The 22,221-nt window shown below is 39.7% G+C and carries 30 protein-coding genes; 5 read left to right on the top strand and 25 right to left on the bottom strand.

Annotation, left to right across the window (positions count from 1 at the left end):
* Positions 1–7: 7 nt before the first annotated feature.
* The 17 genes from J6I68_RS14390 to J6I68_RS14470 all read right to left on the bottom strand — a co-directional run bounded on the left by J6I68_RS14390 (position 8) and on the right by J6I68_RS14470 (position 11,215).
* Positions 8–733 (bottom strand): hypothetical protein, encoded by a 726-nt coding sequence (locus tag J6I68_RS14390; RefSeq protein ID WP_292221325.1) that lies wholly within the window; start codon positions 731–733, stop codon positions 8–10.
* Positions 734–930: 197 nt separating this feature from the next.
* Complete coding sequence (locus J6I68_RS14395; protein ID WP_292221326.1) at positions 931–1,083, bottom strand: hypothetical protein; 153 nt, start codon at positions 1,081–1,083, stop codon at positions 931–933.
* A gap of 13 nt (positions 1,084–1,096) precedes the next feature.
* Positions 1,097–1,852 (bottom strand): hypothetical protein, encoded by a 756-nt coding sequence (locus J6I68_RS14400; protein WP_292221327.1) that lies wholly within the window; start codon positions 1,850–1,852, stop codon positions 1,097–1,099.
* 58 nt (positions 1,853–1,910) lie between these two features.
* A complete protein-coding gene (locus J6I68_RS14405; protein ID WP_292221328.1) occupies positions 1,911–2,267 on the bottom strand; it encodes a hypothetical protein in 357 nt (118 codons plus the stop codon).
* Position 2,268: 1 nt separating this feature from the next.
* Positions 2,269–3,039, bottom strand: coding sequence for a hypothetical protein (locus J6I68_RS14410; RefSeq protein ID WP_292221329.1), 771 nt, complete (start codon positions 3,037–3,039; stop codon positions 2,269–2,271).
* Between the two features lie 89 nt (positions 3,040–3,128).
* A complete protein-coding gene (locus J6I68_RS14415; RefSeq protein ID WP_292221330.1) occupies positions 3,129–3,296 on the bottom strand; it encodes a hypothetical protein in 168 nt (55 codons plus the stop codon).
* 13 nt (positions 3,297–3,309) lie between these two features.
* On the bottom strand, positions 3,310–3,738 hold the full coding sequence (locus J6I68_RS14420) for a hypothetical protein (RefSeq protein WP_292221331.1): 429 nt from the start codon (positions 3,736–3,738) through the stop codon (positions 3,310–3,312).
* A 19-nt stretch (positions 3,739–3,757) separates the two neighbouring features.
* Positions 3,758–4,291: a hypothetical protein gene (locus tag J6I68_RS14425; protein WP_292221333.1), complete on the bottom strand. Its 534-nt coding sequence runs from the start codon at positions 4,289–4,291 to the stop codon at positions 3,758–3,760.
* Between the two features lie 10 nt (positions 4,292–4,301).
* Positions 4,302–4,487 (bottom strand): hypothetical protein, encoded by a 186-nt coding sequence (locus J6I68_RS14430; protein ID WP_292221335.1) that lies wholly within the window; start codon positions 4,485–4,487, stop codon positions 4,302–4,304.
* Positions 4,484–4,750: a hypothetical protein gene (locus J6I68_RS14435; protein WP_292221337.1), complete on the bottom strand. Its 267-nt coding sequence runs from the start codon at positions 4,748–4,750 to the stop codon at positions 4,484–4,486. Before J6I68_RS14435 ends, J6I68_RS14430 begins: the two co-directional genes overlap by 4 nt.
* 211 nt (positions 4,751–4,961) lie before the next feature.
* Positions 4,962–5,519 carry a hypothetical protein gene (locus J6I68_RS14440; RefSeq protein WP_292221339.1) on the bottom strand — a complete coding sequence of 186 codons (558 nt, stop codon included), beginning with the start codon at positions 5,517–5,519 and terminating at the stop codon, positions 4,962–4,964.
* The gene (locus tag J6I68_RS14445; protein ID WP_330622520.1) at positions 5,516–6,346 is read right to left on the bottom strand and encodes a metal ABC transporter permease; all 831 of its coding nucleotides are present in this window, start codon (positions 6,344–6,346) and stop codon (positions 5,516–5,518) included. Before J6I68_RS14445 ends, J6I68_RS14440 begins: the two co-directional genes overlap by 4 nt.
* Positions 6,346–7,038, bottom strand: coding sequence for a metal ABC transporter ATP-binding protein (locus J6I68_RS14450; protein WP_292221340.1), 693 nt, complete (start codon positions 7,036–7,038; stop codon positions 6,346–6,348). Before J6I68_RS14450 ends, J6I68_RS14445 begins: the two co-directional genes overlap by 1 nt.
* Positions 7,035–8,006, bottom strand: coding sequence for a metal ABC transporter substrate-binding protein (locus J6I68_RS14455; protein ID WP_292221342.1), 972 nt, complete (start codon positions 8,004–8,006; stop codon positions 7,035–7,037). Before J6I68_RS14455 ends, J6I68_RS14450 begins: the two co-directional genes overlap by 4 nt.
* Before the next feature lie 54 nt (positions 8,007–8,060).
* Positions 8,061–8,384, bottom strand: a complete 324-nt coding sequence (locus tag J6I68_RS14460) for a hypothetical protein (protein WP_292221344.1) — start codon at positions 8,382–8,384, stop codon at positions 8,061–8,063.
* Positions 8,385–8,481: 97 nt separating this feature from the next.
* Entirely contained in the window at positions 8,482–9,399 is a 918-nt protein-coding gene (locus J6I68_RS14465) for a hypothetical protein (RefSeq protein WP_292221345.1), read from the bottom strand.
* Between the two features lie 517 nt (positions 9,400–9,916).
* A complete protein-coding gene (locus J6I68_RS14470) occupies positions 9,917–11,215 on the bottom strand; it encodes an IS30 family transposase (RefSeq protein ID WP_292221347.1) in 1,299 nt (432 codons plus the stop codon).
* 328 nt (positions 11,216–11,543) lie between these two features.
* On the opposite strand from J6I68_RS14470, the gene J6I68_RS14475 reads away from it, so the two are divergent.
* The gene (locus tag J6I68_RS14475) at positions 11,544–12,176 is read left to right on the top strand and encodes a helix-turn-helix domain-containing protein (protein ID WP_292221349.1); all 633 of its coding nucleotides are present in this window, start codon (positions 11,544–11,546) and stop codon (positions 12,174–12,176) included.
* A gap of 65 nt (positions 12,177–12,241) precedes the next feature.
* On the opposite strand, the gene J6I68_RS14480 is transcribed toward J6I68_RS14475, so the two are convergent.
* The 4 genes from J6I68_RS14480 to J6I68_RS14495 form a co-directional block, all read right to left on the bottom strand.
* Complete coding sequence (locus tag J6I68_RS14480; RefSeq protein WP_292221350.1) at positions 12,242–13,054, bottom strand: PD-(D/E)XK nuclease family transposase; 813 nt, start codon at positions 13,052–13,054, stop codon at positions 12,242–12,244.
* Between the two features lie 961 nt (positions 13,055–14,015).
* A complete protein-coding gene (locus J6I68_RS14485; protein WP_292221352.1) occupies positions 14,016–14,303 on the bottom strand; it encodes a hypothetical protein in 288 nt (95 codons plus the stop codon).
* Positions 14,304–14,320: 17 nt separating this feature from the next.
* The gene (locus J6I68_RS14490; RefSeq protein WP_292221354.1) at positions 14,321–14,500 is read right to left on the bottom strand and encodes a hypothetical protein; all 180 of its coding nucleotides are present in this window, start codon (positions 14,498–14,500) and stop codon (positions 14,321–14,323) included.
* Between the two features lie 127 nt (positions 14,501–14,627).
* On the bottom strand, positions 14,628–15,686 hold the full coding sequence (locus tag J6I68_RS14495) for a hypothetical protein (RefSeq protein WP_292221356.1): 1,059 nt from the start codon (positions 15,684–15,686) through the stop codon (positions 14,628–14,630).
* Positions 15,687–15,902: 216 nt separating this feature from the next.
* Here J6I68_RS14495 and J6I68_RS14500 point away from each other — a divergent pair, with 216 nt between their 5' ends.
* Together J6I68_RS14500 and J6I68_RS14505 are read left to right on the top strand one after the other, a co-directional pair.
* Positions 15,903–16,229 carry a hypothetical protein gene (locus tag J6I68_RS14500; RefSeq protein ID WP_292221357.1) on the top strand — a complete coding sequence of 109 codons (327 nt, stop codon included), beginning with the start codon at positions 15,903–15,905 and terminating at the stop codon, positions 16,227–16,229.
* Positions 16,230–16,246: 17 nt separating this feature from the next.
* The gene (locus tag J6I68_RS14505) at positions 16,247–16,552 is read left to right on the top strand and encodes a hypothetical protein (protein ID WP_292221358.1); all 306 of its coding nucleotides are present in this window, start codon (positions 16,247–16,249) and stop codon (positions 16,550–16,552) included.
* A gap of 49 nt (positions 16,553–16,601) precedes the next feature.
* On the opposite strand, the gene J6I68_RS14510 is transcribed toward J6I68_RS14505, so the two are convergent.
* Positions 16,602–17,057, bottom strand: a complete 456-nt coding sequence (locus tag J6I68_RS14510; protein ID WP_292221360.1) for an RNase A-like domain-containing protein — start codon at positions 17,055–17,057, stop codon at positions 16,602–16,604.
* Between the two features lie 535 nt (positions 17,058–17,592).
* Between J6I68_RS14510 and J6I68_RS14515 the strand changes: the two genes are divergently transcribed.
* Both J6I68_RS14515 and J6I68_RS17425 read left to right on the top strand, forming a co-directional pair.
* On the top strand, positions 17,593–18,204 hold the full coding sequence (locus J6I68_RS14515; RefSeq protein ID WP_292221361.1) for a hypothetical protein: 612 nt from the start codon (positions 17,593–17,595) through the stop codon (positions 18,202–18,204).
* Positions 18,177–18,413 (top strand): zinc-ribbon domain-containing protein, encoded by a 237-nt coding sequence (locus J6I68_RS17425; protein ID WP_442861731.1) that lies wholly within the window; start codon positions 18,177–18,179, stop codon positions 18,411–18,413. Before J6I68_RS14515 ends, J6I68_RS17425 begins: the two co-directional genes overlap by 28 nt.
* Before the next feature lie 163 nt (positions 18,414–18,576).
* Here J6I68_RS17425 and J6I68_RS14520 read toward each other — a convergent pair whose 3' ends face one another.
* The 3 genes from J6I68_RS14520 to J6I68_RS14530 all read right to left on the bottom strand — a co-directional run bounded on the left by J6I68_RS14520 (position 18,577) and on the right by J6I68_RS14530 (position 21,998).
* Complete coding sequence (locus tag J6I68_RS14520) at positions 18,577–18,861, bottom strand: HU family DNA-binding protein (RefSeq protein ID WP_292221362.1); 285 nt, start codon at positions 18,859–18,861, stop codon at positions 18,577–18,579.
* Between the two features lie 142 nt (positions 18,862–19,003).
* On the bottom strand, positions 19,004–21,802 hold the full coding sequence (locus tag J6I68_RS14525; RefSeq protein WP_292221363.1) for a DNA methyltransferase: 2,799 nt from the start codon (positions 21,800–21,802) through the stop codon (positions 19,004–19,006).
* A complete protein-coding gene (locus tag J6I68_RS14530; protein ID WP_292221364.1) occupies positions 21,789–21,998 on the bottom strand; it encodes a plasmid mobilization protein in 210 nt (69 codons plus the stop codon). Before J6I68_RS14530 ends, J6I68_RS14525 begins: the two co-directional genes overlap by 14 nt.
* Between the last annotated feature and the right edge of the window lie 223 nt (positions 21,999–22,221).

Genomic DNA, 22,221 nt, shown 5'->3' on the forward strand with positions numbered 1-22,221 from the left:
CCCTCCATCAGTCTTTCTCATAAAAAACAGCTGTATTTCCGTCAAGTGCAAGGTAATAGTAACCATTGCCACATCCACGGTACTCCTCCCTATAGAACGCATGGTTCTTGTCGGGCTCATAGCTGAATGAGTTATCATAACTTACGATAACTCTTCCCGTGTCATAGGTTCTTTTCTCTGAGAGTGCTCTGGCGATCTCCTTCTTATAAAGTGAATTTGAATAACCAAAGTACATCGACTTGAATGTAGGATCTGAAAGTTCACCGTAGTAGTCTGAATCAACATATCCGTCCTTATCGAAAAGGAAAGGATATTTGACAGCGTAATCGCCAAAGAAAGCCTTTCTTTCTGCTGCTGTCTTTGTCTTATCAAACCACTCATTAGGCCTGCTGTCACAGATCCTGCAAACAGCTTTGTAATCCTCATAAGTCATCTGTGAAAGCCCGGTATAGACCTTGAGAATTTCCGGGCATAATCCCGACTTCTCCAAGATATTCTTTGCTTTGACGATCTTCTTATGCCACTTTTCTGCCTCATTAACAATTTTTACCTGATAAGGAAGCTGCACGAATGCTTCTTCAGAATATCTTCTGCCATATCTCGAACGGCGTGGAGCGAATACGAAGATTGTTCCACCCTTTTCCTTCATACATCTGACATTCTTTTTGTTTTCATCCAATACAACAAACTTCCCATATTCAGGGATAGTGTCGAGATAAATCTTTGATACCATATTTTCTCCAATCTCCGCTTTCATGCGGTAAATCTGTTTAATAGTTATTTATTTAAACGCCCATTAGGACGGAATTTAGGGAAATCTATTTGAAAACGTCAAAAAAGCCGCTTACAGGAATGTAAACGGCTTAATGATTTTAACTATATTTTGTTTGACGTTGCCTATATTATACTATAAGTGTAGTCTGTTTGCAATCAGTCATTTTTCTCGTCAGGCTTAGAGTGAGCAGCAAATTCAAGACCAAGCTTGATGCACCTTTTTACCTCAGTAATAAAGCTCTCTTCACTTGTTCCTGCGTAAGCGCCTGTTGAGCCATCCTTATTTACATATACGATATCGTATGTCATAGTGTTTTCCTCCTTAATCCATTCGTACACCAAATGAGAGATAGTTTTTGTTGAATTCCTTTGTATATACGAAAATCCAGTCTCCGTAGTAGTTTGCAAGGTCATCCTCGGTTTTTCCCTTGAAATGTTCCTGAGCCTCTGAGAGAGTCATGCCCTTTGTTTCCTTGGTAAGCTCCTCGATGGCCTTAGAGTATCTGTCCTTAAACGAATATGCCTCGTCATCGTCATAGGCGATCTTCATGTTGACATCTTCATTATCCAGGCAGTTTACTCCTTCAAGCCTGAAGACTATGCTGCCGATCCTTATGGGCTTCTTTGACTCTTTCTCAATATATCCTGAGATAGGTTCTACAGGAGCTGATATCTCACATTTTGTATAACAGTCTGAATCAGGAACATAAACCTCTGAGGTATTACTGCAATCAAGATATCTGTTCAGCCATGTTACATCACAGTCAGGATATTGCTCGCAATATTCATCATATGCAAACTGCAAAGTGGCTGTGATATCTTTCACGGTATCTTCAAGGCTTTCAAATGCATACATCTGATCATCCCCGAGATTATTTGTGTACTGGTAGCCATAAAGAGGCGTTAAGCTGAAGTGCTTCACGTTCTGCTCTGACAATGCCTTGTCATACACTATAATGTCGTGATAATTCTTAGAATGTGAATCAAGCCTTTTAACAAATCCTTCCATCGGCTGACATCCGGGTGAGAAACCTCTTAAGCGCATTCCGTAAAAATATTTCATTTTAATTATCCTCATAGCATCCCCCTATGCAGGGATGCTTAAATCTATTACCCCGCATAGAGGACGTTGCTATTCAGTTTTCAAGAGCCCATTTACTATGTGGCAGAATATATGCTGCATAGTTGATTACCTCTCTAAGGGAATCCCAGTCGAGCTGCAATAAAGAAGTAATGCGTTCTTTTCTGCTGTCAACTTTCTCCCACCAGTGAGGATAGGTCTCTTTTATTTTGCCTTTGTTCCACTCATTAACAAGCCACCCAAATCTTTCCGGTCCGATATTCATATCCCACCAGTTGTTATCCTCGGTGTCTTTGTTGCCCTGCTTGTCCTCAAACCATGTCTTGATAGTATCCGGGGAACAAACCTTAATACAGAACATCCGCTGATTTGTGGATTCTTCTTTATAAATTCCTTCTTTGATAAGCGCCATTTCAAGCCACCTCCTGCTGTCTCTTATAGTATTCAGCTCTTGCATCCATGTAAGCTATTCTCTGAGTCGTGGTGAATCCAAGCGTATCAAAGCACTTATTGATATCACTCTGAGAATCCTCATAAGATACTGTTCCAAATACCGAAAGAACATCCCAGTCGGCCTGAAGATTTATAGCATACTCGTGATTGTACATCTCATAAAGGAATGCTGATTTCTGATACTCATAGTTATCAGCAACATTTTCCTTCTGAGCGTTGAGCTTATCCAAGAGCGCTATATGCTTATCGACAAAGGATTTAAGGCTTTTATCCATGTAGCAAAAACCTACACGATTGAAGATCATCTCCCCAGCCTTTTCTCTTCTTTCTTCTCTCTCCTCATCACTACCAATGAAAAACATAGACATGTAGTCATGCTGCTTTGCATAGTAGTTATGAAGAAAATAACTCTTCTGCTGATAATCGTCATAGCTCTTAAGTGGCCCTGCAATCTCTTCTTCTGTAAAGAGCTTGGTGTTCAGTGTGTCGATATACCACTGCCTTAAGCCTGCAAGGCCTCTTTCCTTGAGGATATAGCTGTGAAGATGTCCGAAATCATCGGTAATCTGATTCTCATTCTTGAATACAAGATAGCTGTATCCGCGAAGAGGACCGAAATCGATGAAATATACATCGTAGCCTTTTACCTCCATAGTCTCAATGGCGATGCTTGCTGCATCTGCCTGTGAAAGAGCTCTGATCTCGTCATATGTTAAGTTATTTTTATCCATTTTTCTCCATTTAGCCCCTGTAAAAGGGCAAGGTCTCTTGATGTTATCTCCAACCTGATGCCCTTTTTGTAAGGGTAAATGTCGTATTTTTAATCAAGTTCAAGGTAGTCGTTAATACGATCCGCCAGCTCGTCGCACAGGCTTAAAATTGTGTTAAGAGCTTTGTCGCCCTCTGCTACACAATCTGAAGCCTCATTACATCTGTTAGCGATGTATTGCAAAAGCTGACGGTTGTCGTCTGACAATCTTCTTGCCATGATAAGTTCCTCCTTATGCTACTATTTCAACTTTAGTTGCATATTCAATTCCGGCATCTGTTTTCATCTTGTTTCCAAGATAGAAGGCCTTGGCTTTCTGTGAACACAGCCTGATCTCTGTGGAAATAATCTCTCCATCAGAGAAAAATACCCGGATTTTTCTGATGGGTTCCTGGGTTGTGATTGCCTTAGGCTTAAGCGGATATATACGATCAAGGTAAGATTTCTTTACGCTTGTCGTGTCTGCGTAAACTTCGAAGTTCTCATTCTTTACAGAAACTGTTTCCAGCCTGTAATAGTCGCCGCATCCGAAGATGTCAGCATAGAATCCCTGAAGATCGTGGATATAATCAGTCTGAGTCTCTTTGCAGAATGCCAAAAGATGCTCTGTGATTGTCCTCTTGGTGAATTTGAACTCTGTAAGATACAAATATCTATCCATTTTATTTTCCTCTCTTTCTTTACGCGGCTCTTGATACAAGGGATATTCCAAGGATTGTAGTCGTAATTTCTGAAGCATCAGAAAACGCTGAAACCCTTGCACCCCTCCAAGATCTGTGAGTGTCGTTGATGCCGTTAAGAAGCTTTATAGGGATAAGACCCTTTATCTGTGCAAGTTCTACGAGATTATTTGTGTAATCGTCCAAGAACACATCACCGGGTCTTACTGTTACTCCTGCCTCTTCTATGGCTTTCTTCTTGCTCTGGCCATAAGGAACAAAAATCATGTTCTCCTTAGGAATGTCGATTCCCATTTCCTTGAGCCAGTACTTTTTGTCTTCAACAGCAAAGTCCATTGATACTACTGCCGAGCAGATGTACACATTGATCTTTTCGCCGTTGATTGTTTTTTCTTTAAGGAGCTGCTTACAGGCTCCTACAACGTTATTTAGTTTTTCTAATGTCCGTGCATAACCAGGGGCTGACCACACATCCGGGCCAGCCTCTTTATTAAACACAGACAATGTTCCGTCCATGTCGAAAAATATGTTCATGTTTTTCTCCTTATTTGCCTATGAACAAACTGCCGATGCCGCCAAAAATCTGAATACCAGCTGCGGCCTTACCTAAAACAGTGCCCCTTACAATCGCTGCACACAAAGGGGCGTTTACGATACCAAAAACAAGAAGCGTAATTGCTTCAACTACAAGAAGTGTGATCCACATCTTGATATAAGTCTCTTTTCTCATAAAGTAGCCTCCTTTCTGTGGCTTTTGAAAGAAATGTCGAGCCTGTCTGCGATAAGCTCATAGGTTTGTCTTGTTATTATTACGTCTTCTCCTGCAATTCTTATTGTTGCGGTCTCCTTGTTCCGCCTGATGTAAGGGCGGCCCTTAGGGGAAGCGTCAACAGTAAGTCTTGCATGCTCGCCTCTTGCAAGAGCCTTTAAAAGTGTCTCTACAGAGCGGCAATGTTTTACGGGCGCCTGATACATAAATGAATAAGCTACCATACGTAATTCCTCCTTTACGCAAAAAAGACCCACCGGGCCTTCCTTTCTAAGATTTTTATAGTTATTTATTTAATCGCCCATGGGGCGTTATTTTAATGGGATTTGATAACAGAAAAAGAGCTGCTATCAAGATAGCAACTCTTATGGTTTGACGTTTAGTATTTAACTTTGAAATTATTATACTATGGGCGTAGTATAAATGCAAGCATTTTTACTCCAAGGAGGCATCGGAAAGTACCAGATAATATGCGCCGTTTTCCTCATACGAGCTGAATGTTCCTGTCACAGTTATCTCTTTTCCATCCTCAGGATATCCATCAAGGCTTCCTACTCCTGTAAGCTCATATTCTATGCCGTTGGCACAACAGGCTGTCGCATCCTGGATCACGCATGAATAATATGCAAGGTTCGTGGTCTCATCGATGAAAATAGAATTATTTCCTCTCATCTTTATGGTCTTGCCGAAGTACTGGTCCGGCGATGTCATCATGTTATAAACCTCTGAATATACGAGCGTACTTGATAGCTCTGTAAGGTCTATATCAACATCGGATGTCTTTTCTGATGACTCTATTGCCCGTTCTGCTTCGTTGACCGCAACAGCCTCAAGGCCCGGCATTGTTTCCTCAGAATCTGCTGTCTGTTCTTCAAGCACATCTTCTACAGTCTTTGTACCGTTATCTATCCGTGATGCCTGGTTGTTTTCACTCCCGCACCCTGAAAGCATTACTGCTACTGCTGTCAAGGCAAGTATCTTTCTTATTCTCATCTTTTCACCATTCCTATTCCGTGGCATATAGCAAACGCCACTACATCTACTGCTACTATTGTTGACCCTACAGGAGTCCCCATAAGGATAGATACTATTATCCCTGTCAGTGCCGCAAGTACGGATATGATAGCAGAGCAGATGGTCACTGCCTTGAAACTCTTAAACATCTTCATTGCTGAAAGTGCCGGGAAAATGATAAGGGCTGATATCAAAAGTGAGCCCACAAGATTCATGGCAAGCACTATTATCACCGCTATAACTGTGGCTACTACAAAGTTATATTTTTCTGTTTTTACTCCTGTTGCCTTTGCAAAATTTTCATCAAAGGTGAGGGCGAATATCTTGTTATAAAAGAATATAAACAGCACCACTACTGCTATTGATAAGATAACACAGAGATATACATCGGTTTCAGCCAAAGTAAGGATTGAAGTCGAACCAAAAAGTGTTGTGCATACATCTCCTGATACATTAGATGAAGTGCTAAATACGTTCATTACAAGATACCCGAAAGCAAGTGCTCCCACTGAAATCATGGCTACAGCTGCATCGCCTTTTACCTTGCTGTTTTCATTGTTTTTAAGGAGCAGTATCGCACTTATTATCGTCACAGGAAGGGTCAGCAGCATCTTATTGGAAAGGCCTGTAACCGCTGCTACTGCCATAGCTCCGAACGCTACGTGCGAAAGTCCATCTCCTATAAAAGAAAACCTCTTAAGCACAAGCGTTACTCCAAGAAGTGAAGAACAAAGCGCTATAAGGACTCCTACAATAAGAGCATATCTGACGAAGGGATATTGCATATACATAATGAGTTTATCCATTATATAAGCCCTCCCTTCTTTTCTGAGTGTTCAAGATATTCCCTCTTTGTTCCAAAGAACACACTTTTGCCTATATGCAGGATATGACTTGCATACTTTTCTACTTCAGATAGATCATGGGAGATCATGATTATCGTCGTGCCACTTTTATTAAGTGATTCAATCAGCTCATACATATCTTTCATGGCATTAAAATCAAGACCTGCCACGGGTTCATCCAGTAAAAGGATCTTATCTGTTGCACATAAAGCTCTTGCAAGAAGGACTCTCTGTTGCTGTCCTCCTGACAGTTCCCTAAAGCATTTATCCTTGAGGTCCGATATACCCATCTTTATTATGTTCTGTATTGCGTTTTCCTTTTCTTTTTTGGTATAAAACGGCCTTAGACCACATTTATTTTGAAATCCTGATAACACGATCTCATATACTGATGCTGGAAAGTCTTTTTGAACCGGTGTCTGTTGTGGTAGATATCCTATGTCTGTACGTTTTACGCCATCAGAAAATGTAATGTCTCCGTCAAGTTCCGGGATAAGTCCAAGGAGTGTTTTCATCAGAGTGGATTTCCCGGAACCATTCTCCCCTATTATGCACAGATAATCACCTTTACTTACTGAAAAGGTAATGTCCTGTAATATGGGCTTTCTGTCATACCCTAAAGTTACCCTGTCAAAGGTTATCTGTTTTTTCATTTCAGAGCCTCCTTTAACACTTCAAGGTTAGACGCCATTATCCCAAGGTATGTAGTTCCGTTTTTTACATCCTGACCTGTTACCCCCTGCATTGAGTTAAGAGAGAGAACTTTTGCGGTCTTTGACTCTGAATTAAAGATAATGGTATCTGCTATCTTGTGATTAGTGCCTTCAATAGTCATGACACTATTCAGTGACAGTTCATCAAGCTTATTTGCAAGGAACGTGATCGTCTCAAAGCTTGCTTCAGTTTCGGCAGAACATCCTTTGAAAGCTGCATAATAATCAAGTCCATAATCTTCTGTCATGTATCTGAATGGGAATCTGTCTCCGAAAAGAAGCGTCCTAACTCCCGAGAATGAAACTGCTTCACGATACTTGGAGTCCAGTAGTTCAAGTTTTTTACTATAGGCTGCTGCATTGTCTTTATAGCGTTTATTGTTGACCTCATCAATTTCAGACAGCTTTTCTGCAATATAATCTGTATAAATTTTTGCATTCTTGAGGGAAAGCCACACATGTTCGTCCATCTCAGGACCTTCTTCCTCTTCGTGATCTTCCTCTTTTTCCATGCCTTCTTTTTCTTCCTCTTCCAGGGCATTTTCTCCAAGGACTTCAAGAAGATTTATCGTTACAAGGTTTTCATTGGTGTTTTCTTTTAAGATGTTCTCCACCCATTCATCCGACTCGCCGCCAACATATATAAACATGTCGCAGTTTGAAACTGTAAGCACATCTTCAGCCGTGGGCTGATAGTTATGAAGATCCACTCCGCTATCGAGAAGTAGGGTTAATTCCATATTAGCCGGATTGCCTCCGAGAACATTTTTTGTCCAGTCATATATTGGGAAAATGGTTGTAACTACTGATAATCTTTTAGTAGGAGCTGTTTGATTTGTATTTCCGCATGCAGAAAGTAAACCGGTCAGCATAAATCCGGCAAGTAGTAATGATATGAATTTGCGCATAGTATTGTCCTTTCTCAACTAAAGTTTGTAGTTATCTGCAAAGAGAGATGGGGCTCAACGATCTATGCGTACTTTCTGGGTTACGAGTGTAGAATTGATGAATATTTCTGAGAATATGGCTACTGCCTTTACAGCGGCGACCACATTAAGAAATGCTACAAGAGTAAAAACCTTAGCTGATGTCCTCTGCATAATGCTCTGGCACTCTTCTATCTGGGTGCATATAGGACATCCGGATTCTGCTCTTTGGTGTGTGCAGCAGATATGTCTCATGTTCCCGGCGAGGAAATAAGCTGAAAATAGCATGGTAAATACAACGGCTATAATGCCGATACATCCAACAAGGCTATTTACTTTCCTATTAGAACTACCTGCCATATCTGCTCCTTATCAATTATTGCAATCTTATTATTACACCATTAGTGTATTTCTGTCAAGAAAAAGCCCACAGGCTTGCATCCTGTAGGCTATCTGTTTAGCGGTTTTCGATTGCTTTTATCGACTCTCCAAGGAATCTTTCTTCTTTCTCAAGGATTACTTTTGGGGCTTCCATCAATAGCAGTCTCTCAAATCGCTTAAGTCTTCCCTCTAAAAGCGCATATACTTCCGGCATACCCATATCCTCTTCAAAAGACTTATTAAGGTATTTAAGAGCTTTGTAATATGTCTGCTTAGATAATCCCCTTTCTTTTATTAAGTATGGCACAAGTTCATCAGGGATATATTCCGGTCTTTCCTCCCACGGATCTGAAACATGTCTTTGTGAGAATACTTGGACCGACGCTTTGATTCCTGTCAAAACCTGAAAGTTATCCGATGGGATATGTACTTGGTAAAGCGTGCTTCCATTTGCAATCGAGATATCTCCGTTAGAGATTATGAAGTTCTCCCTATATGTCCTATACCCTGTGAGAGTCAGAACCCTCTTATCATGGATGCTGTAAGCTGAGACTACATCATTTTCGTATACTCCTGTAATGATCAGTGGTCTCTTATTGTTCTTATGCGCTTCATCGCATGCCTGTGCAAACTCATCCATAAGCATCTTTTGAAGGTCAGGCTTATCGCGAGTGAGCCACACATCGGGTCTGAATGGGACGAATTCTGATACGTACAGGAATTCTGACGGGTCAATTTCATACCTTTCAGGCAGTATAGCAGCATAGTATTCTGCATCCTTGTAGTTGTAGAATCCTGTCACCGAATACTCTGTATCGGGAATAACGTCCACGTTGAGCCCGAGGTCACAAGCTGCCAGGATGTGATTTCCCTTTTCATCAAGTTCTCCCACATAGTGCGCCATGATCTTGTGAGCCATATCTCCCTCAAATATGAGTGGTGTCTCGTCTGTAGCTTTTGTTAATAGTGACTGTAATGTTGTGATTTTACTCATAATGATTTCCTCCTTGTTATGAGTCTGTGACGCTTCTTGCGCCCGTTTAATTGTTTTCATAATAAATATGGAATATTGGTTCTCTGATAATAGCTAATTCTTATCAGTTGTTAAGATTATGTGTAAAAGAATGAGTAATAAAATTAGAACATAGAAAAAGAGCCCGGTATTCGGACTCTTAGAGGGAACATATTATATTTATTTTTTAGCATAATATAACATAATGGGTATTTTTGCTGTACAGAAAATTTTTCTGTACAGGAAATTATAAAATTCAGCGAGAAAACCCCTTCTGATGAAGTCTGATGAAGTCGGTTGTGGGTAAATTTTTAAGGTAAATGCAACATCTTTATAAAACAGATAACGGAGCGGATTTTGGCGTAGTTTGCGCTTAAATTCACTCCGTTTTTCTATGGGAAATTTATGGTTTTTGCCGCATTTTGCCCGATTTTGTACATAGCAAGCAGGCCCATTTCTGAGCCTGTCAGAGTAAATAGTACATATTAGAGCGTTGCAGTTAATCTGAAGAAATAGTCTTTTTTAAGAGCTTTGGACTAAGAACTATATCCTTGGGAGAGATGTCTTCAAGACCTAACAAGGTAAAGAAATCTTCTGGGTACATTGCTCTTGCTACAGCGTAAGGAGATTTGCCGTGAAGCTCTTTTCTTGTATAGCTGTTGATGTGATCCATCATCCTGCTGATATCAACCTGAGAAAACGGCTCAAGGGAAGTACCTTTTGGTATGACATACCTGATAAATTCGTGATTTTTCTCGCAGCCGCCTTTCTGCTCGGGATGATTGGGTTCACAGAAGTATATGAACGTGCGCTCATCACCGTTTATAGAGCGCTGCATTCCGTCGATGTCAGCAAACTCATGCCCGTTGTCAGTCAAGATATACGGAAACATCTCTTTGAACAGCTCAGTTCCTAGGGCTTCTTCGATCATATCGAGACAAGCAACCACATTCTCAGATGTCTGGGACTCCAAGATAAATGCGAGTTGTACTCTGGAGACAGGAAAGAACAGTGTTAGCAATACTGCATCTGAATCCTTGGACCCTTCAACGCAATCCATCTGAGGTATCTCGATAGGATTATCTTTAACAAGTTCCAAGTAATTGTCGTATTTATGCCCGTCTTTTACGACCAACATCGTCTTATAATCTTTTGGGCGTTTCTTTCTCTGACGGCGCTTTACAGCGTTTCTCAGATCAATGTCCCGTGCTTCAAGCTCACAGCTCTTTATCATCCTGCGGAGCGTAGATTCGCTAACAGGAAGGTCGTTTGTCTGAACTATGTGATAAACAGACTGTCCGTTCATTATCAATGGAGAGACTGTTTCATCGAGATTTATAAGTTCTTCCGCTGTCAGGTCATACCCGTTCCGGCTTTCTACAAGTGTGTTGCGATACTCAATATCTGCCTTGGATGCCTTGTAAAAGAACTTTCCATAATGACAGTTGTAAGTCCTGGGGCAGCCATTACAGAGCTTTAGCTTGCGGCCAATCAGTCTTTCACAGTAAGCCTTGGAATAGTCCGTACAGTACTTCCTTGCCTTGGAACATGAGCGACATTCTTTCTTGCAGCTTTTGCTGCCACATACATTCCTGGCTTTACAATCGTAAAAATAGATGCAGTCACAGGGCCTTGTTTTGTTCTCTGTTACATGAGTTTTTATCTCGCGGGAAATGGTTGATGGAGATTTGTCGAGACGGGCCGCTATGTATCTCAGAGACTTCTGTTCATTGAGAAGTGCTTCGATCCTGATGCGATCATCCTCTGTGAGATGTTTTTTAGATACTGGTTTTTGCATAAGTCATCCTTTCCACCACATAAAAGACACTCTCAGTGAATGCTCTAAAGGGTGACTTTAACCAGACCATCAGATTTTCCTTGCTTTTTGGATACAATAGTGGTACTGTATACCTACAAACAAATGAAAAACATGGTGGTTATCACCAAGGGTAAGGGCATCAACTCAAACAGACGGCGAAATCTATGGGAGTTGGTGTCTTTTTATGTGGTTATACAAGGTTATGATACAACAGAATAGATTGTATGCGATTAATCAATTCAGACAACTGGTTTCGGCCAAATCGAAACTAATTGTAGTTTTTGGTGATTGACGGAGGATCGCATTTATGGATGATAATCAGAAAAAGCTTATTGAAGAAACTTTTAGAAAGAATACAGGAAAACTTATAAAAGACGCCCGGAAAAAGAAAGGCTGGAAGCAGGCATACCTTGCTGATAAGGTCGGTGTAAGCCCCAGTGTTATGTCGGATATTGAAAACGGGAAGATGGACATGCCACTGTCACGGCTTGCCGTAATAAGTAACATCCTTGAAATGGACTCGTATCTGTTTAAGGATGACCTGCTCATAAGCGAGGTGCTTAAAGCCCTCGCTGAGTATGGGTATAAGGCAGAGACCCATAAGCATGATTATGCAGAAGATATTTTTATTCCTGAATACTACACTATGAGAATATTTGCGGTTAGAAAAACACAGGACGGACCACATACAGAAACCTTAAAACCGACAGAACAAGAAGATGCTATATTCAACAAACTGATAGATCAGGCGCAATATATTTGTCAGAAGGAAGCCCTACTAAGAGCATATACGCTTATAAATTTCTGTGGTTGGTACATAGATACAGATTTACAGACAGTTGCCAGAGCAGTTTGCAGATATGCCATCAATGTTTCAAATTCTGATGATAGGGCATGGATGAAGAATTACTTAAATAAGTGTAGGCATGGCATTGAATAAAAAGAAAATCCCCAGATGCGATTGCATCTGGGGATATCTTTTTGAAAGCCATAGTTTCATTTAACTCAAACGATCATTTCATTTTCAGAAAGGAGCTTCTTAGCGTCCTTATATGCTCTCTGAGAGACCCCAACAAGCTTGCAAGTGTCTTTTAATGACATTTCGCCATTACGCATTGCATTGTCAATAAGCTCAACTATATCGAGAGCTCTCTGAAAATCAGCTTTCTCTTGTGCATAATCTTCAACTATCTGACACATACGACTTACTCCCTTCTTGTTTTCTTTGTAATACTTCACTTCCTTTGTAAGGTTAGGGAACTTGGTATTATCTACCTTCTCTTTCTCGAAGCACTCCATGAGTTCTGAAAGAGTTGTTCCGTCCTTCACAGCAGTATTCACATAGACTTCAGATAAACCATTGTTTACCATTTCATAGCCCATGCCTTCATCTGTTATCACTGAATGTACATGATAGATATTCCTGTTCTTTTTAAATATATCGAACCGGGATATGAATACCATTAGCAGTGTCGGTACAGATGAAAAATCACTACCTTTTGGAGTTTTATTGGCTGTAATAAGAGATGCATTGTACCTAACACGCTTGACGTGATCATCGTTATCCGACTTTTGCACTTCTATATTACAGATCTCTCCATTTCCCAGGATGCACAGCGCATCCAACCTTACTGATCTGCCGAATAGATTTTGTATGCCCCTTTGTGCCACCACGGTTTTTACAATCAGCTTGTCATCATTTAATATTACTCTTAATATTTCCTGACAGACTTTCTTGTTTTCCATAAGTCGCTCAAAGAACACATCATCTATCGGCCTGAGTCTTTGGACTTTTTCAAGAGTTTCCTTGTTACTCATCATATTTCTCCTTTTACTGAGTCTTGTTTATAGTTGCATATATAATCAGAGACTCAGCCATAGGCGGTCCCTGGAATAAAGTGTTAATAGAGACCTAATCCCTATGGTAAAGGAGATGCTCCTTTATATTGTGTTTCCGGCTTTCAATTTCTCCGTTTCCATTCTAGTTTCGCTATTAATATAGCATATTGAAACAAGAATAAAACGATAGCCTCCTTTTCGTATATAACAAGGAGCTCTTATATGCACCCTGTTCTTCAATACCTTTTGATATTGGCCTGCTTTTAAAGCATTCCTTTATACAATAATTGCCTCTCGCAAGGACTGTGCAGACTGTTCAATCGAACAGAAAGCTTCAAACGTGGTTGAGAATCCAACGCACAAAATAAGCATAAATATTATACTTATATTATAGCAAATCCCTCAGAATACGCAATTTTCTAAAAATCGTATAAATATAGCTCCGAGAATAATTCTCCGAGCCTGTTTTATAAATCTTTATATGACGTGCTGAACTATTTAACTTTTGATTCGATAACTTATAGCTACATGTTAAAACAAAATGCTTAACATGTCAAATTATGCTTATGCAAATCAGACTAAATGCAACACATATTACTTATCAAAGTAAATCGAACAGCTTGTTGCACTTACCTTGAAAAATTACTTGAAGTCGGTTGTGGGATGAATCGCCTTTACACGAACAGTTGTTCGTGATAGAATAAGTCTATCGGAACCTTGAAAACTGTATATAGGTGGTTGTGCCATGAATCTAACAAACCAAGAACCTATGGCACGTAAAATATACAAGGTGTTTAGTTCCCAAGCGCCACAAGCGCATATATATAACACTTAAAGTATGCCGAAGGGATTTCCCGACGGAGTAGCGGCACTGTGAACGTGTCTTACTATACCGCATGGTATTGTAGAAACCATTTCCGATATTGTCGGTGATGGTAGTTCATGCGCTTATTTTAGTTGTACCACGGATGACTGTAGGAATACTTGTCACATCCACTGCTTCGACAATGATGCTATTGATTGAGTTTTCCTCGCCATCTTTACCTTTTAGATATGTCTCCCATGCTCTTTTAAGGGTATTCATGGCCTCATCTTCATTCTTTGCATATCCGGGCATTACCATGGATGCGGTTCCGTTATCAAAGTTGATCCTGACCTGTACAGAAATGTTTTTGCCGGTATACAGCTCATCTACTACTCTCTTACTCCAAGCTTCATCAAAATTCATATATAGTTCGTATTCTCCTATCGTTTAGTATCAGGTAATTGTTTTCCTACAATTTTACTTGCGGGCCAAGCCACTGTCAAATTGCCATCCTTATCCAGCTCGCTGCACATGGTATCATAGCCCTCATGCATAAGCTCAACAAGAAGCGATCTTGCCTGCTCTGCGGGCAATGTTTTGGATTTCTGCCAATCGTTCATATTATTTTCCTATCCTTTGCATCTAAAAAGGCCTGCGGGATATACCTCACAAGCCCTTCCAGAAATAGGAGGTTTATATGCTATATGGCAAACTGCGCATCGGGGTAATACGCAGTTAAAAGCAAATTTACTCTCTTGTCTTTCTTAGCTCGTACTCATAATTGGCCATAATAAGGTCTTTCTCGTCGATCCCGAGCTTTTCTGCAATCTCTTCTGCATCGCCACCATTTACCTTGAGTGCTGTGACCATAGTGGCCATATAAAGCATCTCTGCGGCTCTTGGAGCATTCTCAATAAGAGTGGCAAATACTTTCTGCATTTCCTCTGAGGAAACATCCTGATGCTTTGCGATCTGTCTGCAAAGTGCTGATTCCTTTTTAAGATCAATCTCTGCAAGAGACTGTTCCGGGCTTCCATTTACTTCTGTCAGTGCATAAAAAGCGTTTGGTTCGCCTTTTTCATTCTCAAGTGTTGTTAGTTCTACTTCGTTTGGCATTTCCTTATCATCCTCCTTGTAGTATTCATTAAGATCCTCAATAGTTTGAACCATTGTCTCTTTGGGCTGAGGAGTTTCAGCCTCAGGCTCGGAAGTGACCTCTTCTGCTTCTGAAGGTGCTTTTTCCAGCTCATCGGGAATTTCTTCAAGTTCCGGTTCTGGTTCTGGTTCAACATCTACTGCCTTGGGCGGAACATAAACAGGATCTTTTTTCTCAGAATCATTCTTAGTATCTTCATGGACAGTAGGAGCAGCTTCCTTAGGTGTATCTTTCACAGGCTCCTTCACATCCAGCTCTTCTTCGATCATCTTCTCAAGATTATTCTTCTTTTCCGGCTCCTTATAATCGGGTCTCTTCTTAATGAAACTGCCTACCTTGTAAGGATGGAAATTGGGCTTTTCTGTATCCAGGTCTTTTCCCTGTAATGTAGCTGCAATATCAAGAGCTTCAATAACCCTGTCGATCACAACATCAAGCTGAAGAGGGGTTGTCATCTTGGGAAGCCGTACTGAATTGTCTCTTCTTCCATTAAACTCAACAAATACATAGCACTTCTTAAACTTCCTGACGATTCCTACAACACCCTGATCTCCGTTGTAGACTCCAAACTGTGACTCCGCATAACCGTCTTTGATGGGCTTCATGAGCGCCGTGGCGATAATCTTCGCCTGTTCCTCTGTAATCTGCATAAAATCCTCCTCTGATTGATACGCAAATGGTGTATTATTGATATGTCTAATATACACCGTGTGTGGAATAATTGCAATACTATTTTTATGCGCATCGCATTTTATCGCATTTCTTCAAATAATAAATGTATTGCAAAAATTATCCTTTGGCTGTATAATATGACTATAAAATAAATAATTGCTTTTACGGGCATTGTCCCAGGAAGGATCATATAGATGGAGGCTAAGAAAATTAAGATATATATGAGTGAAAATATGAGGGCTGAACTCGCCCAGGAAGTTGATAAGATTGATGTCCCGGAGGTGAGGGACTTCTGCATAAATCTTATTGAGAGATTCGATGGGAACCTTGAAAAGAATAAGGATAAATATAATAGCCTTCTTAAAGATACTGAAACCGGTTTTGAGCATCAGGAAGTTGATGAGAATGCTGAATATATGTTTATCATTGATTGTCCGGTGGCCGTGAAGGAATATATCCAAAGAGAAGAGGAAACTTTTATTCCCTTCTCTCTTGAACAGCAGATAAAAATACGTTTATGAGAAAGGATAAAATGAATATGAATTATAGAGATAGCTTTGGTGAAGTAAAGAAAATAAGACTTTCTTCTGAGGATTATGCGGAGCTTAAAAAGGTTCCTGAACAGGTCGCTGATCCCGGTCTTAAAAGTCTCGTAGAGGCTATGATAACTGAATATGACTTAAAGAAAGCTAAGTATATTAAGAGATGTGAGGACTCTGGAAAAGAGGTTCTTGATAATTTTGGAACCGGATTTGAGATATATGTCCCTGAATATCTTAATAATAGCATCAGTAAGATTTCTGAACTTGCTCCTTCTCTTAATGACTTCGTAGAGCAGTTTTAAGAAAAAATAAAGACATCCTTGGGAATAGCCCCTTGGATGTCTTTTCTTTTTACTCTACGACTGTTGCAGTAACAAAATCAAAAGGAAGTCCCGTGATTTTATTTCTGTAATCTGAATCGTGCTTCTGAAGAACGAACTCATAAGCTGATACATTCTTAATAGCTCCATTCTTCTTTATCATGCGTCCGAGGTTTTCATCAACAAAATCTTCTGATGTAAGTCTTGGTGATGCGGCAGGATCTAAAACCCATTTTGCCAGCCTCTTAGCCTCATACTGTGATGAAAACATGTTATCAAGAGCAATGTTGAACTCATTTTTGCTGGCAAATGTCGAACAGATTTTGTGCTCTCTTTTTGCTCTTCTAACTAGCTCTTCATCTGTGAGGCCGATGTGATACATTGACATGTGGCCGCCTGCTGCCAGGTCAATAAGCTCATAATTTACGAGCTCACCTTTACGCATGATTTCTTTTGCGAGTGCTTCAATTCTTTCTTCTTTAGTCATAATTTATTCTCCTTTGACTGTAAAAAGAACCCACGCCCCCTGTAAGGCGTAAGGTTTAACAAACGCCTTTGGCGTGAACACTCATTTTGGCAGGAAGTGTTCTGTAACTAACGTAAAAAGAAGCCATGAGAGGTTAATCGTCATGACTTCTTTGGCTTTTACTATGCTATTTTTACGTTAATATAATATTACTACGCCTGTAGCATATTTGCAAATGAAACTTAAAGTTTCCGTACACTATTCATGACACTTATCTAAAGCAGATAGATACTGGGTTAGAGGGATAATGTACGCTTTTTCTAAATCGTACATTAAGGTAAAACATACAAATGGATTCTGATACAGAACGTACATTAAAATGGCAGGGTGCCGAGTCGGTTTTAATGTATGTTTTTCTATGGAAATATTATAACACTATTCTGTCATGGCTGGCGGTTTTTAAAAGCCAGTTTCATTCAAGATACACTTTGGGGAAGAATATTGAGGTAAGATGCTTTATAATATAAAATCAGAAAACAGATGGAGGTTATCACGAATGTTATCACTTGATGAAAAGATAGATGCAATAAACGAAATACTCGGCTTAAAAAGCGATATCACAGACAGTAATATATCAAAACTTCATGAGGATGAAAAAGAGTCATGGTTTAAGGGATGTGTAATTTCGTTATTTGCTAAAACCATAATGCATGATAGAGCTAAAGAACAGATTGAAAGTCTGAATCTTTCGATTGAACCAAAAAGACAAGAGGCTTTTATTGATAAGGTCTGCTCAGAGTCACTCCTGCATTATGAGGATAAGATTTGGGATAAGGCACTGAACAGCATTATAAAGAATATTGCTAAGAATGAATGGGCAAAAATAGAAGCCGGACCTGAAAGGAAAATATCGTCACCGCAGCAGTTCAAGGCCTACTATAATGTCAAAGGAGACTATAAATGGCTTTCGTGGAATCAGGAAGGCGAAAACAAGATGGATTTTGACTATATAAGAGAAATAACACCAAAGTCAGTGAGGTACTCCTTTGCTGGAAAAGATAATGCAGAAAGAACATTTAAGCTTGATTTTCCTTTTACCACAGAGGAATACGATGATTTCATGGTAAAAGTAAGGCTTGAATGGATAAAATACTGCGCGAAATATTAAAAGAATGGGATTATCTCAATAACTGTGCTCTATGTAAGCCTACTGAAGTATCTGATAAGGCAGAAAGAACCGTGTGGTGGATATGCCCCAATGACACATCTCATCATTACCCTATGTTTATATCTCAGAGGGTAGAAATGGCGTATCGTGGCAGAGAAGCATGCCCGTATTGCAGAGGCCATCGCATTAAAAAGAGGCATTTTTGCTAAACTAAAAGGACTATCACTTTATGCATCGGTGATAGTCCCTTATTGTTTTCAAGAAATAATGTTCATTTTTGCCCCGAGAGTTTTAAACCATACTTTTAACTTTTTTTATTAAATAATGTTCATAAATGGCTCAACCATGCGGGGTGCCAGATTTTTTTTTATATTATTTCTTGCTGCCGTTTACAAGATCCTTAAGCGCCTTACCTGGCTTAAATTTAGGTGCTGTAGAAGCAGGAATCTTAAGTGTTGCGCCAGTCTGAGGATTCTTACCAGTTCTTGCTGCTCTCTTAACTGTCTCGAATGTTCCAAAGCCAACGAGCTGAACCTTATCCTTTTTCTTAAGGGCCTTTGATACTGTGTCTACAAAAGCGTCAACAGCCTTACCAGCATCCTTCTTTGTAAGTCCCGTTTCCTTTGCAATTGCTTCGATGAGTTCTGTCTTATTCATTCTCGATCTCCCTTTTAATACTTAGATTTCTTGGTTAATAGTTACGTGTAATCGCTTTACTGTTGGGTTCTATCACTCAACTAATAGTATTTTACCACGATTAGTGTACTTTGGAACACTAAAATGTATAAAAATAGCGGATTTATGATGATTTTTCATCAGTCAATTCTTTATACATCTGCATCAGCTTTGCCACACAGTCAGCTTCAGTTGTAGTTTTGATATCAAACCCATAGGCCTGCATTACTGCCCGGTCATTCGCCGTATGAGCTTTCTGAAGTTCTATTGGCATCGTCAGAGGATCATATAGATCTGCGAGGCTGCTATCAGGGTATAATGCTCTTGCATCTAATATCCCCTGTGCGGTTTCTTCGATCTTTCTTTTCTGTTCATCTGTCGGCGAGGGCCATGGGAAGTTGTTGTAGACAAGAGTATTCGAATAGCTATAATCGCTCTTTAATCTTCCGCATATTGCTCTTGTCCATGCCATGTGTATATTTGATGTTATAACTCCGAAATGGTATATACCAGCATCTTGCATAGCGAATATTTTATCTCCTGGAATAATATCTTTTGAGAGGTAATCTATTGGAATATACCGTCTATTCTGAGAAGAAACCTTTGGAATTGCAATATAGTCACTTTGGGGTTCCAACATAGTTCCGAAAAGTGTCGGAGCAGCGGCAGCTTTTAAGGTGTTATCTCTTTTACTGTTCTGCCTAAATTCTTTAACATTCTCAACCCTTTTAAGGATTAAGGGGCATTTCTTTATAAGACTTGGATCTGCTTTATTTAACCAAATGCAATACCTGGGCTTTCTATCTATAAAGTCCTTTCCCATCATATAGGGTTTTATTAAGCTTGCAGCTTGTGGTTCGGAGCGTAGCAATTCTGTTTTTTCTTCAGCTGTAAGAATGTAGTTTCCATCGTCCAATGCCTGCCCGCCAAGATTTATTACCGGTACGTCCGATATGGGTTTTGTTCTTTTGTCTATGAATATATTGTCAGCATCTAACAAATATCCATTTATATTATGAGCTATTATTTTATTATTGCCCTCATAAATGTGTTTTTCACAAGATGAAACAGTTTTGCTAAATCCTACAATGACGCAATGAACATGTGCTTTGGTTGATGCCTCACTATCCCATATGAATGTGCGATATGCAAAGTCTATATGCAGTCCTTCATCAAATAATGGCCTCCAAAGGTTTGAAACACTAACGCCTTGGGTTATAGAATTTGTTGAAACCAAAGCAGCTTTTATATTGGTTCCCGTCATGTAATCAGCTGCTTTTTTATACCAACAACTGACATAATCAAGATCCCCAACACTTTTCCATTTACTTCCAAATATTGACAAAACGTCTGCTTTTTGTGCAGGATTCATCCATCTTGCTCCTACGAAGGGAGGATTGCCTATAATATAGCTTAATTCTGTGGGTGGAATTATTTCATTCCAGTCTATTTTTAGAGCATTGCCTTCATGGATATTAGCATTGGTCTTAAGTGGAAGAAAATCAAGACTCATAGATATGATATCTTCTGTTTCCTTCATCATCTGAGATTCAGCAATCCAAAGTGCAGTTTTTCCCACAGTAACAGCAAAATCATTTATCTCAATGCCATAAAATTGCGATATGCTGACTTTAATAGGATTGATGGCAGCTCCAAATATAATCTGACCATCTATTTGTTTCCTATCACAATCAAGGATATCCCTTATTACAAGATTTTCTAATCTTCTTAGGCTTATATAGGTTTCCGTAAGGAAGTTGCCGCTGCCGCAAGCCGGATCAAAGAACGTCAGCTTTGATAGTTTATCCTGGAATGCTTCCAGTTTTGCTTTTCGGGTCTTTTCAATCTTTATTTCACTTATCTGAGCATATTCATCCTTAAGGGCATTAAGGAATAATTCGTCAGTTATTTTATGCAGGTTTTCGATGGATGTATAGTGCATACCACCGGATCGCCTTGTTTCTGGATTGAGTGATGATTCAAAACAAGCTCCAAAAATTGTTGGTGATATGGTAGACCAGTCAAAACCTTCACTTGCCTTATTGAGCAGAATGTCCCTTATCTCGTCTGTAAAGTTTGGAATTTCAATGTCTTCCTTGGCAAATAAGCCTCCATTGACATAGGGGAACTTAGATACCTCAGAATTATCATATGGATCTCTGTCTTCTATCTTTGTATCAAGCACTTTAAACAGCTCTATAAGAGCTTTTCTCATATCCTTTGCTTCAAACTGCTCCATATAATCGTGGAACATGTGACCGTTAGAGCCAAATATATGTGCATCTTCCGCATAAAGGCAGAATACAAGGCGGACACAGAGCATGTTGAGGCTCTTTAATGATTCTTCGCTGTCAGGATTGATATATTCCTTATGGAGAGCGTCATACATAAGGCCTACGAATTCCCCGGCTTTTACTGATATCTCCATCTCTGTGTTGTGGATGATTTGTTGCTTTTTATTAACCAGGAACTCAAAGCTGCTGTACTTATTCGGAACTTCTGACAACAAGAACTTTACAGGTTCAGGTTTCTTTGAATCCATGTCATAAACCCATATTTCGCCAAAGTTTGAAAGAACTATCCATTTAGCTTTTTCAGATACCGGAAGTGAATTGTCATACATCTTGGCCTGCTCATAGGGAGTCATCCCGTCATGTCCCTGTTGTGGTTTTGAAAGGTCTATCTTTAAGCTCTTTTGCTCGATTAAAACCCTTGTCTCGGGGATATAGGCATCAATGCGCTTGGTGTTTCCATCCGGTCCTATTACCTTTTTCTGAAACTCTATCCTATCGGTAACATTATCCACTTCTAGGATATTCTGCAAGAATTCGATCCAGTATGATCTGTCGTCTTCATCTTCTTTTCCTCTATTGTTCCACTTATTAAAAAACTGTCTCGCAGCTTCTCTCCTATCTGATTCCATCGCCATTCTCCTTTATCGGGGTGTCTTTATACCCAAGTTTGTTTCTTATATAGCTACTAAGGCTCTTGCCTTCTGCTTTAGCTTTTCCTTTGACTTCTTCCTTTTCTTCAGGTGTCAGCCATACATCCGTGCGCGAAAGCTTTTCCATGTATCTCTTATTACTTTTTTTTCGTTTTTCTGTGTACTTATTCGACATAAAATACCTCTTAATAGGTCTGCATTAACACATATACTATACCACTTATGAGCGCATAGGGATATGCGCCATTATATACAATCTAAAAAGCAGTAAATTGTGCATTCTGATATGGTTATCAAGTTGCTCTTTCCTGCCGATATATGTAGTGAAAGGAGAGATTGCTTATGATTCTTTCAAACAGCTAAGATAACGTCACTGTGGCAAAGTTCCCGGTGGCGGT

It is taken from the genome of Butyrivibrio sp., from assembly GCF_017940685.1.
Lineage (GTDB): Bacteria > Bacillota > Clostridia > Lachnospirales > Lachnospiraceae > Butyrivibrio.

Coding starts and splice junctions, on each gene's coding strand:
- J6I68_RS14390 (WP_292221325.1), bottom strand. CDS start 733: ATGGTATCAAAGATTTATCTCGACACTATCCCTGAATATGGGAAGTTT.
- J6I68_RS14395 (WP_292221326.1), bottom strand. CDS start 1,083: ATGACATACGATATCGTATATGTAAATAAGGATGGCTCAACAGGCGCT.
- J6I68_RS14400 (WP_292221327.1), bottom strand. CDS start 1,852: ATGAGGATAATTAAAATGAAATATTTTTACGGAATGCGCTTAAGAGGT.
- J6I68_RS14405 (WP_292221328.1), bottom strand. CDS start 2,267: ATGGCGCTTATCAAAGAAGGAATTTATAAAGAAGAATCCACAAATCAG.
- J6I68_RS14410 (WP_292221329.1), bottom strand. CDS start 3,039: ATGGATAAAAATAACTTAACATATGACGAGATCAGAGCTCTTTCACAG.
- J6I68_RS14415 (WP_292221330.1), bottom strand. CDS start 3,296: ATGGCAAGAAGATTGTCAGACGACAACCGTCAGCTTTTGCAATACATC.
- J6I68_RS14420 (WP_292221331.1), bottom strand. CDS start 3,738: ATGGATAGATATTTGTATCTTACAGAGTTCAAATTCACCAAGAGGACA.
- J6I68_RS14425 (WP_292221333.1), bottom strand. CDS start 4,291: ATGAACATATTTTTCGACATGGACGGAACATTGTCTGTGTTTAATAAA.
- J6I68_RS14430 (WP_292221335.1), bottom strand. CDS start 4,487: ATGAGAAAAGAGACTTATATCAAGATGTGGATCACACTTCTTGTAGTT.
- J6I68_RS14435 (WP_292221337.1), bottom strand. CDS start 4,750: ATGGTAGCTTATTCATTTATGTATCAGGCGCCCGTAAAACATTGCCGC.
- J6I68_RS14440 (WP_292221339.1), bottom strand. CDS start 5,519: ATGAGAATAAGAAAGATACTTGCCTTGACAGCAGTAGCAGTAATGCTT.
- J6I68_RS14445 (WP_330622520.1), bottom strand. CDS start 6,346: ATGGATAAACTCATTATGTATATGCAATATCCCTTCGTCAGATATGCT.
- J6I68_RS14450 (WP_292221340.1), bottom strand. CDS start 7,038: ATGAAAAAACAGATAACCTTTGACAGGGTAACTTTAGGGTATGACAGA.
- J6I68_RS14455 (WP_292221342.1), bottom strand. CDS start 8,006: ATGCGCAAATTCATATCATTACTACTTGCCGGATTTATGCTGACCGGT.
- J6I68_RS14460 (WP_292221344.1), bottom strand. CDS start 8,384: ATGGCAGGTAGTTCTAATAGGAAAGTAAATAGCCTTGTTGGATGTATC.
- J6I68_RS14465 (WP_292221345.1), bottom strand. CDS start 9,399: ATGAGTAAAATCACAACATTACAGTCACTATTAACAAAAGCTACAGAC.
- J6I68_RS14470 (WP_292221347.1), bottom strand. CDS start 11,215: ATGCAAAAACCAGTATCTAAAAAACATCTCACAGAGGATGATCGCATC.
- J6I68_RS14475 (WP_292221349.1), top strand. CDS start 11,544: ATGGATGATAATCAGAAAAAGCTTATTGAAGAAACTTTTAGAAAGAAT.
- J6I68_RS14480 (WP_292221350.1), bottom strand. CDS start 13,054: ATGAGTAACAAGGAAACTCTTGAAAAAGTCCAAAGACTCAGGCCGATA.
- J6I68_RS14485 (WP_292221352.1), bottom strand. CDS start 14,303: ATGAATTTTGATGAAGCTTGGAGTAAGAGAGTAGTAGATGAGCTGTAT.
- J6I68_RS14490 (WP_292221354.1), bottom strand. CDS start 14,500: ATGAACGATTGGCAGAAATCCAAAACATTGCCCGCAGAGCAGGCAAGA.
- J6I68_RS14495 (WP_292221356.1), bottom strand. CDS start 15,686: ATGCAGATTACAGAGGAACAGGCGAAGATTATCGCCACGGCGCTCATG.
- J6I68_RS14500 (WP_292221357.1), top strand. CDS start 15,903: ATGGAGGCTAAGAAAATTAAGATATATATGAGTGAAAATATGAGGGCT.
- J6I68_RS14505 (WP_292221358.1), top strand. CDS start 16,247: ATGAATTATAGAGATAGCTTTGGTGAAGTAAAGAAAATAAGACTTTCT.
- J6I68_RS14510 (WP_292221360.1), bottom strand. CDS start 17,057: ATGACTAAAGAAGAAAGAATTGAAGCACTCGCAAAAGAAATCATGCGT.
- J6I68_RS14515 (WP_292221361.1), top strand. CDS start 17,593: ATGTTATCACTTGATGAAAAGATAGATGCAATAAACGAAATACTCGGC.
- J6I68_RS17425 (WP_442861731.1), top strand. CDS start 18,177: ATGGATAAAATACTGCGCGAAATATTAAAAGAATGGGATTATCTCAAT.
- J6I68_RS14520 (WP_292221362.1), bottom strand. CDS start 18,861: ATGAATAAGACAGAACTCATCGAAGCAATTGCAAAGGAAACGGGACTT.
- J6I68_RS14525 (WP_292221363.1), bottom strand. CDS start 21,802: ATGGAATCAGATAGGAGAGAAGCTGCGAGACAGTTTTTTAATAAGTGG.
- J6I68_RS14530 (WP_292221364.1), bottom strand. CDS start 21,998: ATGTCGAATAAGTACACAGAAAAACGAAAAAAAAGTAATAAGAGATAC.